Genomic DNA, 16,830 nt, shown 5'->3' on the forward strand with positions numbered 1-16,830 from the left:
CATGAACGACGCTGTGAGAAAGATCACCCCCGCGCAACCGGCGGAACCGCATTACCGCGAAGCGCCGAACAACATCGAGGCCGAACAGGCGCTGCTCGGCGCCATCCTCGTCAATAACGACGCCTATTACCGCGTGTCGGACTTTCTGAAGCCCGTGCATCTTTACGAACCGCTGCACCGCAAGATTTTCGAGGTGGCGGGCGATATCATCCGCATGGGCAAGACCGCCAATCCGGTAACGATCAAGACCTTCCTGCCCGCCGACGACAAGATCGGCGATCTGACGGTGGCGCAGTACCTCGCGCGCCTTGCGGCGGAAGCCGTCTCCATCATCAATGCGGAAGATTACGGTCGCGCGATCTATGATCTGGCGCTGCGCCGCGCGCTGATCCAGATCGGCGAGGATGTCGTCAACATCGCCTATGACGCGCCGCTCGACATGCCGCCGCAGGCGCAGATCGAGGACACCGAACGCCGCCTGTTCGAACTGGCGGAAACCGGCCGTTACGATGGCGGTTTCCAGTCGTTCAACGATGCGGTGGCGCTGGCGATCGACATGGCGGGCGCCGCCTTCGAACGCGACGGCAATCTCTCCGGCATCTCCACCGGCATTCATTCGCTCGACGCCCGCATGGGTGGGTTGCAGCGTTCCGACCTTATCGTGCTTGCCGGTCGTCCGGGTATGGGCAAGACCTCGCTTGCGACCAACATCGCCTATAATATCGCCGCATCTTACGAGCAGGAAGTGCAGCCGGACGGGTCGTACAAGGCGAAGAACGGCGGCGTCGTCGGCTTCTACTCGCTCGAAATGTCGTCCGAACAGCTCGCCACCCGTATCATTTCCGAGCAGACCGAAGTGTCTTCCTCGAAAATCCGCCGCGGTGACATTACCGAGGCCGATTTCGAAAAGCTCGTCGCCTGCTCCCAGATGATGCAGAAGGTGCCGCTTTACATCGACCAGACCGGTGGTATCTCGATTGCCCAGCTTTCCGCCCGCGCCCGTCGCCTGAAGCGCCAGCGCGGCCTCGATGTTCTGGTGGTCGACTACGTTCAGCTGATGACCGGCTCCGGCAAGAGCGGCGAAAACCGCGTGCAGGAAATCACCCAGATCACCACGGGTCTGAAAGCGCTCGGAAAGGAACTCAACGTTCCGATCATCGCGCTGTCGCAGCTCTCCCGTGCGGTGGAAAGCCGCGAAGACAAGCGCCCGCAGCTTTCCGACCTTCGTGAATCCGGCTCCATCGAGCAGGACGCCGACGTGGTGCTTTTCGTGTTCCGCGAGGAATATTACGTCAAGAACATGGAGCCGCGCGATATTTCCGATCCCAAATACGCCGAATGGGAAGCGCTGTTCGACAAGGTGAAAGGCACGGCCGACGTCATCATCGCCAAGCAGCGTCACGGACCGACCGGCACGGTGAAGCTCGCCTTCCAGTCCGAATTCACCCGCTTTACGGATCTGGCCGATCCGAGCTTCAGCCAGTACGAAGAACATTGAGGCGCAACCACGCCAGCCATCGATAAAAACGCCCCGTCCTGCTTCAGGATGGGGCGGAATCTTTTCAATGGCTTGGGACTGACACCTCAGAAGCCGATTCATCGATTGTACCGCTAGGCAATGCAATGACCTGATCGCCCGTGCGGATGCTGCTCTGGCGGTGGCTGATAGCGATGATGGTTATATCGCTGTCGACCCGTCTTAACTGGTCCATGATTTCCCGCTCCGTCTCCTCGTCCAGCGCCGAGCTTGCCTCATCGAGCAGCAGAATGGACGGTTCACCGTAAAGCGCACGGGCAATGGCAACCCTCTGACGCTCGCCGCCGGAAAGCTTCAGGCCCCTTTCCCCGACAATCGTATCGAACCCCTCCGGCATCGCCTCTATCCTGTCGAGTATCGCGGCGCGCTCGGCCGAGCGGCGCAGTTTTTCCTCATCCAGCACCCGCCCGAGCACGACATTGCTGCGCAGCGTATCGTTCAGCAATTGCACCTCCTGCGGAACGATGCCGGCAACGGCAAACCAGTCGTCCCGACCGATTGCGGTCAGATCGGTGCCGTCGATGGTGATACGACCCGATTGCGGCGCCATGGTTTTCTGCAGAAGCCGGAAGAGTGTCGATTTGCCGGAACCGGTCTCGCCGGTAATGAAGGTCAGACGTCCCGGCGTTGCAGTGAAAGAAACGCCTTCGACGCCGCGACCGTTCTCGTAGCGAAAACCCACATCGTCGAATTCTATCGCTTTGCCCGATAGCCGCAGCGGGTTGGCATGGGGCGGTTCCTCCTCTTCCGGTGCGTTCCACATGCGGGCACAGGGCGCGAAGTGAGCGAAGGAACGAACCGCCTCGCTGATCGATTGCCCGATCAGTTCAAAAGGCATGTTGAGCTGAAGCAGAAGCGTGTTGAAGAGAACGATATCGCCTATCGACAGGGCTCCCGCCTCGTAACGTGGCAACAGGAGATAAAAGCCGATAACCATCTGCATGGCGAGTGCGAGCGAGATGGTGAAGACGAAGCCGATCCGGCGCAGCGAATAAAGCCGCCAGTTATGATAGATCGAGCCCGCATTATCCGCAAAACGACGCTTCATCCATGCCGTGCTGCCCGTGTGCCGCAAAGGCTCGATCATGCCGATGGCGTTTCCGACAAAACCGGCATTCTCCTGCCCGGCCTCGATGGCCTTTTCCAGAAAAGGCGTGGTCAGGCGGTTCGAGGCAAGCGTGAGCGCGATGAAGGCCGCGCCGTAAACGACGACGATGGCGACCAGATCCGCACTGAGGACCGTTCCCAGCAACAGGGTGCTGAACAGGAACGTGGCGATGCCCGGCACGAAATAAATAAGGCCGATCTGCATGATCGCCGAGGCGGCCGAAGCGCCCCTGGTCTGCGCAGCCTGAATTTCCGCCGGGTTATGATCGTTGAAGAAGGACGGTTTTTTATGGACGATGCGCTCGAAGAAGCGCGTCGTCGCGACATATTCGAGCCGCTCCGAATGGATGACCGACATATATTGCGTGGAGCGCTGAATACCCGTCGCCAGTGCCGTCAGGCCCGCATAGAGCGAAAAACCGAGCATCCATTGCAGCGGCGCATCCGGCAGATCGTCGATCAGGCGGGAAAACACGTAAGGCCCGGCGGTGGCGAGAACAGACCCGAGCAGGATCGTCAGCAGCAAAAAGGTGATGGACGGCCATGACGTCTTCAGGTCTTCGGCATAGATTCGGGAAAGCGGTCCGAATGCAACTTCGCGATTGCCTGTCATCACTCTCTCCCGCCCGGCGCTGCTTGAAAGATACGGCAGGCATTGGATAACGGCTTGCAAGCGCTTGCTCAAGTCCGGACTATCGTCCTCCGTTCACATTCAATATTCCGCATGAAACGGGTCTCAGCCCTATCCCGCCCGTTCTGTTCCCAAGGGAGGAATCTTTTCAACGGCTTGACCGGATTGTCTCACAATCCGATTCCGCGCAGCAGCGCCACGGCGGCAACACCGAGCGTTGCGGCCGGCAGAAGGCTGAGGCGCAGCGCCGCAACCGCGGTGATTGCGCAGGCGATGGTTTCTGCCGGCCCACTGGCGAGCGCCGTCGGCGTCACCACGGCCATCAGGACAGCAGGCGGCACCACGCCGAGCGCCTTTTTCAGGCGCGGCGTCAGCGTAAAATGAGTGACCAGCAACAGGCCGCCAAGGCGCGTAGCGACGGTTGCCGCCATCATGGCAAGGATTGTCAGCAGCGTATTCGGGTCGAGCGTCATGCCGGCTGCTCCGCCTGTTCCTCGTGGCCGAAGGCGGCGACGGCCAGACCCGCCAGCGCGCCGGCGGCGATATACCAGGCGCCGGGAACCAGCGCGTGGGTGAGACAGGCGGCGGTGGCGCTTGCCAGAAGCACGAAACCGGTTTCCCTGCCCTTCCAGAACCCCATGAGAAGCACGATGAAGACGGCGGGAAAGGCAAAATCCAGACCGATGATCGACATGTCCCCCACCACCGAACCGAGCAGCGCGCCGGCAAGGGTTGCAAGGTTCCAGACGAGATAGATCGAGAGCGCAGCGCCGGTGAAGAAACCCGCCGTCAACCGGCCGGCGATGACACGAAATTCCGACAATGCCCAGGATTCATCCGTCAGCACCAGCATGGCGGCATATTTGCGCCAACCCCTGAAATCATCCAGCTTGCCGGCTATGGAGGCACTCATCAGCACATGGCGCAGATTGACCAGCAGCGCCGCAAAGCCGAGTGCGCTCCAGCTTGCCGGATGCGTCCATAGATCCATCGCCACGAATTGCGAACCGCCGGCAAAGACCAGCAGCGACATCAACGAGGCTTCGAGCGGCGACAGGCCCTTGCCGATGGCGACCGCACCGAAGACCACGCCAATCGGCACCATGGCGACCAGCAATGGCGCGGCCGCCCGCAATCCCGCCCTGAATTCCGCGCCTTTTCCCGATATCGACACCGCATTCTCCCTTTCGAAAGAGAGGGATTACGCTTGCGACATTGTTCGGTCTTGAACGAAAGTGATGTCAGGCGGTTTTCTGCTGAAGCGTCGCTTTTTCTTTTGCGCACTTCCGAACGGAAATGCGGGGTTTGAACTCAGGCCACTCGGAACTGCCCCGGTGTGACACCGGTGCGGGCCTTGAAATGCCGGGTGAAATGCGCCTGGTCGGCAAAACCGCACATCGCCGCCACCTCGGCTGGCATCTCGCCGGCACGCAGAAGCCGACGCGCCCTGCGGATGCGCACATCCGTCAGATAGGCGTGCGGGGTGATGTGAAACTCTTTCCTGAAAGCGCGGATAAGATGCGCGCGGCTGAGACCGGCGATGGAAGCCAGTTCCTCGAGGCCGATATCGGTCTCGTAATTGTCGGAAAGATAGTCGCGGGCGGTATAAACCGCCGTTTTCTCTCGTGTTTCGACGGGCAGGATAATGGCGCTGCCGTGCCTGCCGAACAGGGCGGCGAGAACAGAGAACATGCCCTCATCCGCCTCCAGAGCACCGGATTTCTCCTCCAGCCGCCGATGCGCCATCTGGAAAGCCGCCGCCATCTGCGGATCGCGCGGCAGGAATCTCGGAAAGGAGGGCGTGCCGTGAAAGGCTCTGCCCGTCACATCCTCGATAATATCGCGCAGTAAGCCGATATCGGGATAGATCATCCGATAGCGATAACCGCCGCCACCCGGTGCGCCATCGTGAACCTCATCCGGGTTGATGAGATAAAGATGCCCCGGCCCCGTCTGTTCGGTGGTGCCCTGAATGGTGGAAATCTGCGAACCGCTTTCGATCGCGCCGATCGAGAAGGTATCATGCGCATGCGGCGAATATTCATGGGTCAGAAAAGTCGCGCTCAGGCACTCCATGCCGCCAAAACGCCTGTCACGCCAGAAACGCGTGGTTTCCGTCGTCGCAATCGGCATGACATCTATGGCCTGTTCCTGCGAAACATTGTGCATGGAACGAGTTTAAACCAATCGGCCATTACCGTCTTGAACAAAAGTGCCCGCGCTTCATTCCCGCGCATTTCCGCAAATGTGCGGGAATGAAGCTCTAACACTTTGAATCTACGTATCGTGCTTTGCAAAAATCGATAACGATTTTTGCGCCGATGCTGTAGGGTCCGCGAGGTTCCAATCAAGCGGACGCATGACATGACAGACGACTTCGAAGACAGCTTTCCCGAAAACGAAACCGACACTTTCGAGCACGCGCCGCTGAGGCTGACCCTCGATCTCGGCGCGCTCGCCGATAATTGGCGGGACATGAAGAAGCGTTCCGGCAGGGCGCGGACGGCGGCGGTCGTCAAGGCCGATGCCTATGGTCTCGGTATCGAGGATTGCGGTGCCACCCTCTACTATACCGGCGCGCGCGATTTCTTCGTGGCGACGGTGGCCGAGGGTGCGACCCTGCGTTCCTATGCCCCGGAAGCGCGCATCTTCGTGCTTTCCGGCATCTGGCAGGGCCAGGAACGGCAGGTCTTCGACAACGATCTCGTGCCGGTTCTGGCCTCCGAGGAGCAGCTTTCCTTCTGGATGGCGACGGTTGCCGAGCGCGGCGATCACCCCTGCGCGCTGCATGTCGATACCGGCTTCAACCGCCTCGGCCTGCCCCTCGACGACGCGCTGTTTCTGGCCGACGACGTAACGCGGCCGGCGAGTTTCGATCCGGTTCTGGTGCTGTCGCATCTCGCCTGCGCCGACACGCCGTCTTCGCCAATGAACAGGGTCCAGCTCGAATCATTCCGAAAGGTTAGCGCTGCTTTCGAAGGCATCGAATCAAGTCTCTCTGCTTCCGCCGGTATTTTCCTCGGCTCGGACTATCATTTCGACCTCACCCGCCCCGGCATCGCCCTTTATGGCGGCGAAGCGGTCAACGGCATGGCGAACCCGATGCGGCCCGTCGCCACAGCCGAGGCGCGGATCATCCAGATTCGCGAAGCGGGCGAAGGCCAGACCGTGAGTTATGGCGGCACCTTTCTGCTGAAACGCGCAAGCCGCCTTGCCATCGCTTCCGTGGGTTATGCCGATGGATATCAGCGTTCGCTTTCCGGTTCCGGTATTCCGCTGCGCGAAATGGGCCATGGCGGCGCCTATGGCGTCGTCAATGGCCACAGGGTGCCGGTGGCCGGCCGCGTGACCATGGACCTCACCATTTTCGACGTGACGGATGTTCCGGCCAATGCCATCCGTCCCGGCGACTATATCGAGCTTTTCGGCCCCAACGTGCCCATCGACGAGACCGCGCGGGCGGCCGGCACCATCGGTTACGAGATGCTGACGGGGCTTGGCCTGCGTTACGAGCGGCAATATCTCATGGCCGACGACTGAGCCACGCCTTTAGCCCTTGGAAAGCTGCGGCGACCTGTGCTAGAAGAGAACAAAAGGAGATCGAAATGCCCGAAATCCATTTGAGCGAGCAAGACGAGAAGTTCATCGAAGAGCAGGTGGCGGCGGGCGTCTTTAAGGACGCGGATTCGGTCGTCTCAGCTGGTCTGCGTTTGCTGGGTAGCCGGGAAGGCAAGCTTGTAGAGCTTCAACGACTGATTCAGGAAGGGCTTGATGATGTGGAGGCTGGCCGGGTTATGGAGTTCTCCAGTGCAGATGATTTTACCGCACACATTATGAAGCTGGCGGAGGAGCAGAATGAAGCGAAGGCGTCTAGTGGTCACCGCACAGGCGCTGAACGATCTTCTGGCCGATCATAATTACATTGCCCAATTCAATCCCGTTGCTGCCAGACGCTTTCTAGACGACATCAACGGCAAAATGATCTCTCTGGCGCGATATGGGATAACGGGCGTACCTAGAAGTTTCGCCCCGAATTTGCGGGCTTTCCCTTATCGTGAGCGATGCATCTATTTCATTGTCGATGATAATAAAATGTATGTGCTGCGCGTGCTTCACGGCCACCAAGACATCTCCGCCGACCATTTCAAACAAGAAGAAAACTGACACAAGATGGCCAAAGCCAAGACCCAATTTGTGTGCCAGAACTGCGGCACGGTTCACACCCGCTGGGCGGGAAAATGCGAAGGCTGCGGCGAGTGGAATACCATCGTCGAGGAAGACCCGATGGGCGGCATCGGCTCCGGGCCGGGCAAGGTGCCGAAAAAGGGTCGGCCCGTGACGCTGACGTCGCTTTCAGGTGAAATCAAGGAGGCGCCGCGCATTCCGACCGGCATCAGTGAACTCGACCGGGCGACCGGCGGCGGTTTCGTGCGCGGTTCGGCGGTTTTGATCGGCGGCGATCCGGGCATCGGCAAATCGACGCTCCTCATGCAGGCAGCGGCGGCTCTTTCGCGGCGCGGGCATCGCATCATCTATGTCTCGGGCGAAGAGGCGGTGGCGCAGGTGCGTCTGCGCGCGCAGCGTCTCGGGGCTGCGGAAACCGATGTGCTGCTGGCGGCGGAAACCAACGTCGAAGATATTCTCGCCACGATTTCCGAAGGCAAGCGGCCCGATCTCGTCATCATCGATTCCATCCAGACGCTTTGGAGCGATACGGCCGATTCCGCCCCCGGCACGGTGACGCAGGTGCGGACCGGCGTGCAGGCGATGATCCGTTTTGCCAAGCAGACGGGCGCGACCATGGTGTTGGTGGGGCATGTCACCAAGGAAGGCCAGATTGCCGGTCCGCGCGTGGTCGAGCACATGGTCGATGCCGTGCTTTATTTCGAAGGTGACCGCGGACATCACCATCGCATTCTGCGCACCGTCAAGAATCGCTTCGGGCCGACCGATGAAATCGGTGTTTTCGAAATGTCGGATCGCGGCCTCAGGGAGGTGTCGAACCCCTCCGAACTGTTTCTCGGCGAACGCAACGAAAAGTCGCCGGGTGCTGCGGTTTTTGCCGGCATCGAGGGCACGCGGCCCGTGCTTGTCGAAGTGCAGGCGCTGGTCGCCGCCACTTCGCTGGGTACGCCGCGTCGCGCCGTGGTCGGCTGGGACAGTTCACGGCTCGCCATGATTCTGGCCGTACTGGAGGCCCATTGCGGCGTGAAGCTCGGCCAGCATGATGTCTATCTGAATGTCGCCGGCGGCTACCGTATTTCCGAACCGGCTGCCGATATGGCGATTGCCTCGGCGCTCGTTTCCTCGCTTGCCGGTCTTGCCCTGCCCGCCGATTGTGTTTATTTCGGCGAAATCAGCCTGTCGGGCGCGGTGCGACCCGTCTCGCATACGGGCCAGCGATTGAAAGAAGCTGAAAAACTCGGCTTTTCCGCCGCACTTCTGCCTTCTGCTTCGGCTGAATTGCCGAAAGGCGGCAAGGGACGCTGGACGGAAATCGAAAGCCTTCCGGACCTCGTGGCCCGCATCGCCGGCTCCGGCAACCGGTTCAAACAGGTTGAGGACGACGAATATTGATCCTTTCGCCAAGGGAAACAGTGGTGTAAGAGGATCGCAAAATTGGCAAGGCAGCGTCTGACAAGGCGTCGCACCTCCGGAGTTGGTATATGCCCATTACAATTTTCGACGGCATCGTCATCGCCGTTGTTCTTTTCTCCGCCCTTCTTGCAATGGTGCGCGGTTTTTCACGCGAGATTCTGTCGATTGCGAGCTGGGGTGGCTCGGTGGCCGCCGCCTATTATCTTTATCCGGTCCTGCTGCCCTATGCGCGCAACTATACCGATGACGACAAGATCGCCATTGCCGGTTCCGCCGGCGTGGTCTTCCTCGTCTCGCTGATCGTCATTTCCTTCATCACCTCGCGTATTGCCGATTTCATCATCGACAGCCGCATCGGCGCACTGGATCGCACGCTGGGCTTCCTGTTCGGCGCCGCGCGCGGCATTCTTTTGCTGGTCGTCGCTGTCGCCTTCTGGAACTGGCTGGTGGATGTGAAGACGCAGCCGGAATGGGTGACCCAGGCCAAGTCCAAGCCCTTCCTCGACGGGCTGGTGGGCAAGCTGGAGGCGGTTCTGCCTGACGATATCGAACCGCAGATCCGCGCCCGTATTCTCGGAAAACCGCAGGAGCCGGCGGCCACGCAGGCGCCTGCGGAAGATGTGCCGGCAACAAATCCGCCGGCAACGAATAATTGACACAGTGTCGCGCCTTGCAATGCATGCAAGGCGCGCTATTTGTGCTAAATATCAAGCACGACACAGACGGACCGACCGGGGGAAATACTCACCGGAGAGGTCTTTCTTTTTTTCTCGGTAGAGAGCAAGGGCAAGCCGGATGATTGAGCCGCTTTCGCATTCCCCGTTCCCTGGGGCCACTTTCAAGGAAGAGATCGACGGCGATACGCTGCATGAAGAATGCGGCGTGTTCGGCATTCTCGGCCATGCCGACGCCTCGGCGCTGACCGCTCTCGGCCTGCATGCGCTTCAGCATCGCGGCCAGGAAGCAGCAGGCATCGTCTCCTTCGATGGCAAGCGCTTCCATCAGGAACGCCACATGGGCCTCGTCGGCGATCATTATACCGATCCGGCAACCCTTGCCCGCCTGCCCGGCTCCATCGCGATTGGCCACACCCGTTATTCCACGACAGGCGAAGTGGCGATGCGCAACGTGCAGCCGCTGTTTGCCGAACTTGAAGAAGGCGGCATTTCCATTGCCCATAACGGCAATTTCACCAACGGCCTGACGCTTCGCCGCCAGATCATCGCCACCGGCGCCATCTGTCAGTCGACGTCGGATACCGAAGTCGTCCTTCACCTCATCGCCCGCTCGCGCCACTCCTCCACAGCCGATCGCTTCATCGATGCCATCCGCCAGATGGAAGGCGGTTATTCGATGCTGGCGATGACGCGCACCAAGCTGATTGCCGCGCGTGACCCGATCGGCATCCGCCCGCTGGTCATGGGCGAGCTGGACGGCAAGCCGATCTTCTGCTCGGAAACCTGCGCTCTCGATATCATCGGCGCGAAGTTCGTTCGCGACGTTGAAAACGGCGAAGTCATCATCTGCGAAATCCAGCCTGACGGTTCGATCACCATCGATGCGCGCAAGCCTTCGAAGCCGCAGCCGGAGCGTCTCTGCCTGTTCGAATATGTCTATTTCGCCCGCCCCGATTCCGTCGTCGGCGGCCGCAACGTCTATACGACGCGCAAGAACATGGGCATGAACCTGGCCAAGGAAGCCCCGCTGGAAGCCGATGTGGTGGTTCCGGTTCCCGATGGCGGCACACCGGCAGCACTTGGTTTTGCGCAGGAAAGCGGCATTCCCTTCGAATACGGCATCATCCGCAACCATTATGTCGGCCGCACCTTCATCGAGCCGACGCAGCAGATCCGCGCTTTCGGCGTCAAGCTCAAGCATTCGGCCAACCGGGCGATGATCGAAGGCAAGCGCGTGGTGCTGGTGGATGATTCCATCGTGCGCGGCACGACCTCGGTGAAGATCGTGCAGATGATCCGCGAGGCCGGCGCCAAGGAAGTTCATATCCGCGTCGCCAGCCCGATGATCTTCCATCCGGACTTCTACGGCATCGACACGCCGGACGCAGACAAGCTGCTCGCCAACCAATATGCCGATGTCGAGGCGATGGCGAAATATATCGGCGCCGATTCGCTGGCCTTCCTGTCCATCGACGGGCTTTACCGTGCGGTGGGCGGCGAAAACCGCAACCCGGCCCGCCCGCAGTTCACGGACCATTATTTTACCGGCGACTATCCGACCCGCCTTCTCGACCAGAATGGCGAGGCGATGGGCAGCAAGATTTCCATGCTGGCCAGCAACGGCTGATACGCCTCACACAAAGCGGCCATCCGGCTTCCGGTGGCCGCTTTTTTCTTGCCTTTTGTTCAGGCCCTCGCATGCGACGATATGATCGCTTGCGGAAAGCCAGCGGCGCTTCGTAGAAGGAAGCGCAATCAATTCGGGGGAGACAATGACTACCGATCTGAAGGGGACTATCGATCTCAAGGGCCGCATCGCTCTCGTTACCGGCGCGTCGCGCGGCATCGGCTATTTCACGGCGCTGGAGCTCGCCAGGGCCGGCGCGCATGTCATCGCCTGCGCCCGCACGGTGGGCGGCCTTGAGGAGCTGGACGACGCTATCAAAGCCGTTGGCGGCACGGCGACGCTCGTTCCCTTCGATCTCTCCGACATGAAAGCCATCGATGCGCTGGGCGCGAATATCTTCGAGCGCTGGGGCAAGCTCGATATTCTCGTCGCCAATGCCGGCGTTCTCGGCGTCATCTCGCCGGTCGGCCATATCGAAGCGAAAGTCTTCGAGAGGGTCATGAATATCAATGTCACCGCCACCTGGCGGCTGATTCGCTCGGTCGAACCGCTGCTTCTGAAATCGGATGCCGGCCGCGCGCTGATCCTGTCTTCAGGCGCCGCCCATAGCTGTCGCCCCTTCTGGGGTGTCTATTCCACCTCCAAGGCGGCTGTCGAAGCGCTGGCCCGCACCTGGGCAGCGGAAACGCAGAAGAGCGCGCTTCGCGTCAACAGCATCAATCCCGGCGCCACGCGCACGGCGATGCGTGCGCAGGCCATGCCCGGCGAAGACCCGGCCACCGTGCCGCATCCATCAGAGGTGGCCGCGGCCATTCTTCCGCTCGCCTCGCCCGATCTGACCGAAACCGGCAAACTCTTCCTCGTGCGCGAGGGAAAATTCGTGGACTACCGCCAGCCGGAGTGAATATTTTCCGCTCGGGGCGGCGATAAGGCCACCACGGTTGCTCTTGACCGGGCCGCACCGCCGCGCCATAAAGCAAGATATGAGAACGATGATCTGCACCTGCTGCTGAGATTTTTTTTGCTGGTTCGCCACCGGCCAGATCGTTTTCGTCTCCCGCAAGGTCAAGAAAGATAAACGTTCCGGCCAGGATAATATTCTGCCTTTAGGGAACTGCCGCATGTCCTTGCGCCTGAAATTTCACAATACACTCACACGCGAAAAAGCGGAATTTGCACCGATCGACGCTGACAATGTGCGCATGTATGTCTGCGGCCCGACGGTCTATGATTTTGCCCATATCGGCAATGCGCGCCCGGTCATCGTGTTCGATGTTCTCTATCGGCTGCTGCGCCACGTCTTTGGCGAAGACCACGTGACCTATGCCCGCAACATCACCGATCTCGACGACAAGATCAACGCGCGGGCGCTGCGCGACTATCCGCATCTGCCGCTGAACGACGCCATCCATGCGGTGACGAAAAAGACTGCCGATCAGTTCCATGAGGATGTGGCCACGCTCGGCTGCCTTCCGCCGACCGTCGAACCGCGCGCCACCGACTACATCGCGGAAATGATCGACCTCATCGAGAGGCTGATCGCCCGCGGCCATGCCTACACTGCCGGCGGCGAGGTGTTGTTCGACACCCGCTCGATGGCAGATTACGGCCAGCTTTCCAAGCGGCCGCTGGACGAGCAGCAGGCCGGCGCGCGCGTGGCGGTGGAAGCCCACAAGAAGACCCCCGGCGATTTCGTGCTGTGGAAACTGTCCTCGGAGAATGAGCCGGGCTGGGAAAGCCCCTGGGGCCGCGGCCGTCCGGGCTGGCACATCGAATGCTCGGCCATGGCCGGTCGCTATCTCGGTGAAGTCTTCGATATTCACGGCGGCGGGCTCGACCTCATTTTCCCGCACCACGAGAACGAAATTGCGCAATCGCGCTGCGCCAACGGCACGCATGTCATGGCCAATGTGTGGATGCATAATGGCTTCGTGCAGGTGGAAGGCCGCAAAATGTCGAAGTCCGAGGGCAACTTCGTGACGATCTACGAATTGCTGCACACGGAGAAATTCGGCGGCCGGAAATGGCCGGGCGAGGTTCTGCGCCTTGCCATGCTGATGACGCATTATCGCGAGCCGATCGATTTTTCGGTGAAGCGTCTGGAAGAAGCCGAACGCCTGCTCGCCAAATGGCCAGCGGCGGAAGCCTCCGATGCTGCACCGGATGAAACCGTGCTCGAAGCGCTTGCCGACGATCTCAACACGGTTGCCGCCGTGCAGGCGCTGCATGCGCTGGCGCATGCAGCCAATCTGGACCCATCCAGGCTGCCCGCCTTTGCGGCCAGTGCTGCCCTGCTGGGTGTCCTGCCGAAGAAGGCGGAAATGGACGAGGCCATCGTTTCGGCTGTCGATGCGCTGGTTGAGCTGCGTCTGGAAATGTTGAAGGCGAAGAACTTTGCGGAAGCGGATCGTTTGCGTGACGAGCTTTCCGAGAAGGGCATTCAGTTGAAGGATGGGAAGGACAAGGAGACCGGGGAGCGGACGACGACGTGGGAGTTGAAGCGGTAATTTACTGCTGCGGCTTGCGGCTTACCCCCCTCTGCCCTGCCGGGCATCTCCCCCACAGGTGGGGAGATCGGCTAGAAGCACACTCCCCGCTCGATCCGCAGCGTCAGAGTTAGGCGAGCGGTTACCGCGATTGATCTCCCCACCTGTGGGGGAGATGCCCGGCAGGGCAGAGGGGGGCCCGACGGTCACCACAATCCGCTTGCGGTTTTGAGTTACCTCAACCAATCTGAGTTGAGGTACTAAACAGCGAGCCAAATCATGCCGCATGCAGACGTAGATCCGATGCATCGCAAATATGCGAAGCAGATGCGTAAAGTCATGACGGATGCCGAGCTGAAGCTCTGGAATGCCATTCGCGCTCATCGCCTTGAACGACTAAGTTTTCGCAGACAAATGCCGATTGCCGGCTTTATCGTTGATTTCGCCTGTTCGGATCATCGTCTGATTGTCGAGGTCGACGGTTCTCAACACACATCTGAAGCGGCACTGCGCTACGATCAGGCAAGAACTGCGCGGCTTCAGGAAGACGGCAGGACAGTCCTCCGTTTCTGGAACGAGGATATCCTCAGAGACATCGACAATGTCTGTCTCCACATTATCCGAACGATGAAGGAGGACCGAGCATGACGACATATACCGGCGGATGCCAGTGCGGCGCGATCCGTTTTCGCGCCTCCGGTGAACTGAAAGACAGTTCCATCTGCCATTGCCGCATGTGCCAGAAGGCTTTCGGGGCCTATTACGCGCCGCTGGTTTCGGTGCGCGGCGTGCAATTCGAATGGACCCGGGGAGAGCCGAAACGCTTCCAGTCATCCAGTGTCGTCAAGCGCGGTTTCTGCCCTGAATGCGGAACCCCGCTGACCTATGAGGCGCCTGACGGTGTGGCGGTGGCGGCCGGGGCCTTTGACGATCCCGCCGCGCTGCCGCCGACCATTCAGTGGGGCGTTGAACGCAAGATCGATTTCGTCGACACGCTTCACACGCTGCCTGCCGTTGCCACCGAAGACGACCTGACGCAGGTGGACTACCTCGCCGATCTCGTTTCCTACCAGCATCCCGACCACGACACTGAAAACTGGCCACCGGAGAACAGATGATGAGCGAAGCGGGATTTTCAGGCGGCTGCCAGTGCGGCGCGGTGCGTTTCCATGCGGGCAAGCTCGGCCGGGCCTCCATCTGCCATTGCCGCATGTGCCAGAAACATTTCGGCAATTTCTTCGGCGCGCTGGTCAGCGCCGATCAGGCGCATCTGACCTGGACGCGCGGCCAGCCTGCCCTCTTCCGCTCCTCGGGAAAAATCCATCGCGGTTTCTGCAGCAAATGCGGCACGCCGCTGACCTATCATTATCCCGGCGGCGTGGAGATCGCCATCGGCGCCTTCGATGAGCCCGAGCGGATCGAGCCGCAGGTGCAGGTCAATTTCCACAAACGCATGCCGTGGATCGAACAGCTCTTCGGCAAGCCGGCCGTGGAACAGGGCGTGGACGAGGCGGAGATCACCTCCTATCAGCACCCGGATCACGACACGCAGGTCTGGCCACCGGAAGACGAGCGCGCATGAGCGGGGCCGAGGGTTTCAGCGGCGGATGCCAATGCGGCGCGGTGCGTTATCGGATAGGGGGCGGTCTTCGTTATCCGCATCTGTGCCATTGCCGCATGTGCCAGAAGGCATCGGGCAATTATTTCATGCCGCTTGCCGCAGGTACGCTTACGCAGTTTGAAATGACCCGTGGCGAAGCAGCGTGGTTCCAGTCCTCCGATCACGTGCGTCGCGGCTTCTGCGGCCGATGCGGCACGCCCCTCTTCTACGACATGCCGGGCGCAGATTTCATCAATATCACTCTCGGTTCGCTGGACGAGCCGCAGCGGGTCAAACCCGAGGCGCAGTCCAATCTCGCCGGCAAGATGCACTGGTTCGGCGCACTCGATGGCTTGCCGGTCGAGCCGGAACCTGCAACGGATAGCCCTCCCCCTCGGGTGAACAATTGCCAGCACCCGGACCATGATACGGCCGAATGGCCAGCGAAGGATGATGACCCATGACCGAAGAATTGCGCGGCTTTTATCCCGAGATAGAACCCTTCGAGACCGGCATGCTCGATGTCGGCGACGGCCACACGATCTATTGGGAAAGGGTTGGCACGCGCGGTGGAAAACCGGCGGTTTTCCTGCATGGCGGTCCGGGCGGCGGGGTGAACCCCACGCATCGCCGCGTCTTCGATCCCGCCCTTTACGACGTCATCCTGTTCGATCAGCGCGGCTGCGGCCGCTCCACGCCGCATGCGGAGCTTGAAGCCAACACCACATGGCATCTCGTTGCCGATATCGAAAGGCTGCGCGAACTCTGCGGCTTCGAAAAATGGCTGGTTTTCGGCGGCTCCTGGGGCTCGACGCTGGCGCTCGCCTATGCCGAGACCCATCCCGATCGCGTCAGCGAACTGGTTCTGCGCGGCATTTATACCGTCACCAGACCGGAGCTGGACTGGTATTACCAGTTCGGCGTTTCCGAAATGTATCCGGATCGGTGGGAAAAATTCATCGCTCCCATCCCGCAAGCCGAACGCGGCGAGATGATGCAGGCCTATAACCGCTATCTCACCGGCGCCGACGAGGCAAAGAAACTCGAATGCGCCAAGGCATGGAGTCAGTGGGAAGGGGCGACCATCTCACTCGTCAGCGATCCCGACCGGGTCGAGGATTTCGGCGAGGATAAATACGCCATCGCTTTCGCCCGCATCGAGAACCACTTCTTCGTCAATGGCGGCTGGCTGGAGGAAGGCCAATTGCTGCGCGACGCCGGCAAACTGAAAGATATCCCCGGCGTCATCGTGCATGGGCGTTATGACATGCCCTGCCCGCTGAAATATGCCTGGCAACTGGCCAAAGCCTGGCCGAAGGCGGATTTCCACATCATCGAGGCGGCCGGACACGCGATGAGCGAGCCGGGCATTCTTGATCAACTGATCCGCGCCAACGACCGTTTTGCCGGGAAATAACCAGTCCTTTCATCACCTTGCAACGGCCGGATAAGACAATGATTCACGCAGGGCTTCCGGCGTGAATCATTTCCTCCCGTAGCTGGGCAGCCCATTTCAAGGGCAGCGCGCCTTTTATTCATGCAGTTTTTCTCATGAACCCTTCACGGA

18 protein-coding genes are annotated in these 16,830 nt (G+C 60.4%); 14 read left to right on the forward strand and 4 right to left on the reverse strand.

Annotated elements, in window-relative coordinates:
• The first annotated feature begins 1 nt into the window (after position 1).
• A complete protein-coding gene (locus ACQZ5G_RS04565; protein ID WP_003520716.1) occupies positions 2–1,498 on the forward strand; it encodes a replicative DNA helicase in 1,497 nt (498 codons plus the stop codon).
• Between the two features lie 64 nt (positions 1,499–1,562).
• On the opposite strand, the gene ACQZ5G_RS04570 is transcribed toward ACQZ5G_RS04565, so the two are convergent.
• From ACQZ5G_RS04570 to ACQZ5G_RS04585, 4 genes are all read right to left on the reverse strand, one after another.
• Positions 1,563–3,257 carry an ABC transporter ATP-binding protein gene (locus ACQZ5G_RS04570; protein WP_448737553.1) on the reverse strand — a complete coding sequence of 565 codons (1,695 nt, stop codon included), beginning with the start codon at positions 3,255–3,257 and terminating at the stop codon, positions 1,563–1,565.
• A 188-nt stretch (positions 3,258–3,445) separates the two neighbouring features.
• Positions 3,446–3,748, reverse strand: a complete 303-nt coding sequence (locus tag ACQZ5G_RS04575) for an AzlD family protein (RefSeq protein WP_077987773.1) — start codon at positions 3,746–3,748, stop codon at positions 3,446–3,448.
• Complete coding sequence (locus ACQZ5G_RS04580; protein ID WP_448737552.1) at positions 3,745–4,449, reverse strand: AzlC family ABC transporter permease; 705 nt, start codon at positions 4,447–4,449, stop codon at positions 3,745–3,747. The genes ACQZ5G_RS04575 and ACQZ5G_RS04580 overlap by 4 nt, the downstream gene beginning before the upstream one ends.
• Positions 4,450–4,586: 137 nt before the next feature.
• The gene (locus ACQZ5G_RS04585; RefSeq protein ID WP_161987832.1) at positions 4,587–5,444 is read right to left on the reverse strand and encodes an AraC family transcriptional regulator; all 858 of its coding nucleotides are present in this window, start codon (positions 5,442–5,444) and stop codon (positions 4,587–4,589) included.
• 195 nt (positions 5,445–5,639) lie between these two features.
• Here ACQZ5G_RS04585 and alr point away from each other — a divergent pair, with 195 nt between their 5' ends.
• From alr to pip, 13 genes are all read left to right on the forward strand, one after another.
• On the forward strand, positions 5,640–6,815 hold the full coding sequence (gene alr, locus ACQZ5G_RS04590; RefSeq protein ID WP_448737551.1) for an alanine racemase: 1,176 nt from the start codon (positions 5,640–5,642) through the stop codon (positions 6,813–6,815).
• A gap of 65 nt (positions 6,816–6,880) precedes the next feature.
• Positions 6,881–7,192, forward strand: a complete 312-nt coding sequence (locus ACQZ5G_RS04595; RefSeq protein ID WP_020810635.1) for a type II toxin-antitoxin system ParD family antitoxin — start codon at positions 6,881–6,883, stop codon at positions 7,190–7,192.
• The gene (locus ACQZ5G_RS04600) at positions 7,149–7,439 is read left to right on the forward strand and encodes a type II toxin-antitoxin system RelE/ParE family toxin (RefSeq protein WP_142169811.1); all 291 of its coding nucleotides are present in this window, start codon (positions 7,149–7,151) and stop codon (positions 7,437–7,439) included. The genes ACQZ5G_RS04595 and ACQZ5G_RS04600 overlap by 44 nt, the downstream gene beginning before the upstream one ends.
• 6 nt (positions 7,440–7,445) lie before the next feature.
• Positions 7,446–8,852, forward strand: a complete 1,407-nt coding sequence (gene radA, locus ACQZ5G_RS04605) for a DNA repair protein RadA (protein ID WP_448737550.1) — start codon at positions 7,446–7,448, stop codon at positions 8,850–8,852.
• 89 nt (positions 8,853–8,941) lie between these two features.
• Complete coding sequence (locus ACQZ5G_RS04610; protein ID WP_035261832.1) at positions 8,942–9,529, forward strand: CvpA family protein; 588 nt, start codon at positions 8,942–8,944, stop codon at positions 9,527–9,529.
• A 139-nt stretch (positions 9,530–9,668) separates the two neighbouring features.
• The gene (gene purF / locus ACQZ5G_RS04615; protein ID WP_003520704.1) at positions 9,669–11,177 is read left to right on the forward strand and encodes an amidophosphoribosyltransferase; all 1,509 of its coding nucleotides are present in this window, start codon (positions 9,669–9,671) and stop codon (positions 11,175–11,177) included.
• Positions 11,178–11,322: 145 nt separating this feature from the next.
• Entirely contained in the window at positions 11,323–12,081 is a 759-nt protein-coding gene (locus ACQZ5G_RS04620; protein WP_448737549.1) for an SDR family NAD(P)-dependent oxidoreductase, read from the forward strand.
• Between the two features lie 217 nt (positions 12,082–12,298).
• Complete coding sequence (gene cysS, locus ACQZ5G_RS04625; RefSeq protein ID WP_448737548.1) at positions 12,299–13,684, forward strand: cysteine--tRNA ligase; 1,386 nt, start codon at positions 12,299–12,301, stop codon at positions 13,682–13,684.
• 258 nt (positions 13,685–13,942) lie between these two features.
• On the forward strand, positions 13,943–14,311 hold the full coding sequence (locus tag ACQZ5G_RS04630) for an endonuclease domain-containing protein (protein ID WP_448737547.1): 369 nt from the start codon (positions 13,943–13,945) through the stop codon (positions 14,309–14,311).
• Positions 14,308–14,781, forward strand: a complete 474-nt coding sequence (locus ACQZ5G_RS04635) for a GFA family protein (protein ID WP_059752388.1) — start codon at positions 14,308–14,310, stop codon at positions 14,779–14,781. Before ACQZ5G_RS04630 ends, ACQZ5G_RS04635 begins: the two co-directional genes overlap by 4 nt.
• A complete protein-coding gene (locus tag ACQZ5G_RS04640) occupies positions 14,781–15,245 on the forward strand; it encodes a GFA family protein (RefSeq protein ID WP_448737609.1) in 465 nt (154 codons plus the stop codon). Before ACQZ5G_RS04635 ends, ACQZ5G_RS04640 begins: the two co-directional genes overlap by 1 nt.
• Complete coding sequence (locus tag ACQZ5G_RS04645) at positions 15,242–15,727, forward strand: GFA family protein (protein ID WP_448737546.1); 486 nt, start codon at positions 15,242–15,244, stop codon at positions 15,725–15,727. The genes ACQZ5G_RS04640 and ACQZ5G_RS04645 overlap by 4 nt, the downstream gene beginning before the upstream one ends.
• Positions 15,724–16,680: a prolyl aminopeptidase gene (gene pip, locus ACQZ5G_RS04650; RefSeq protein ID WP_448737545.1), complete on the forward strand. Its 957-nt coding sequence runs from the start codon at positions 15,724–15,726 to the stop codon at positions 16,678–16,680. Before ACQZ5G_RS04645 ends, pip begins: the two co-directional genes overlap by 4 nt.
• Positions 16,681–16,830: the final 150 nt, after the last annotated feature.

The organism is Agrobacterium sp. 22-214-1 (assembly GCF_053522465.1).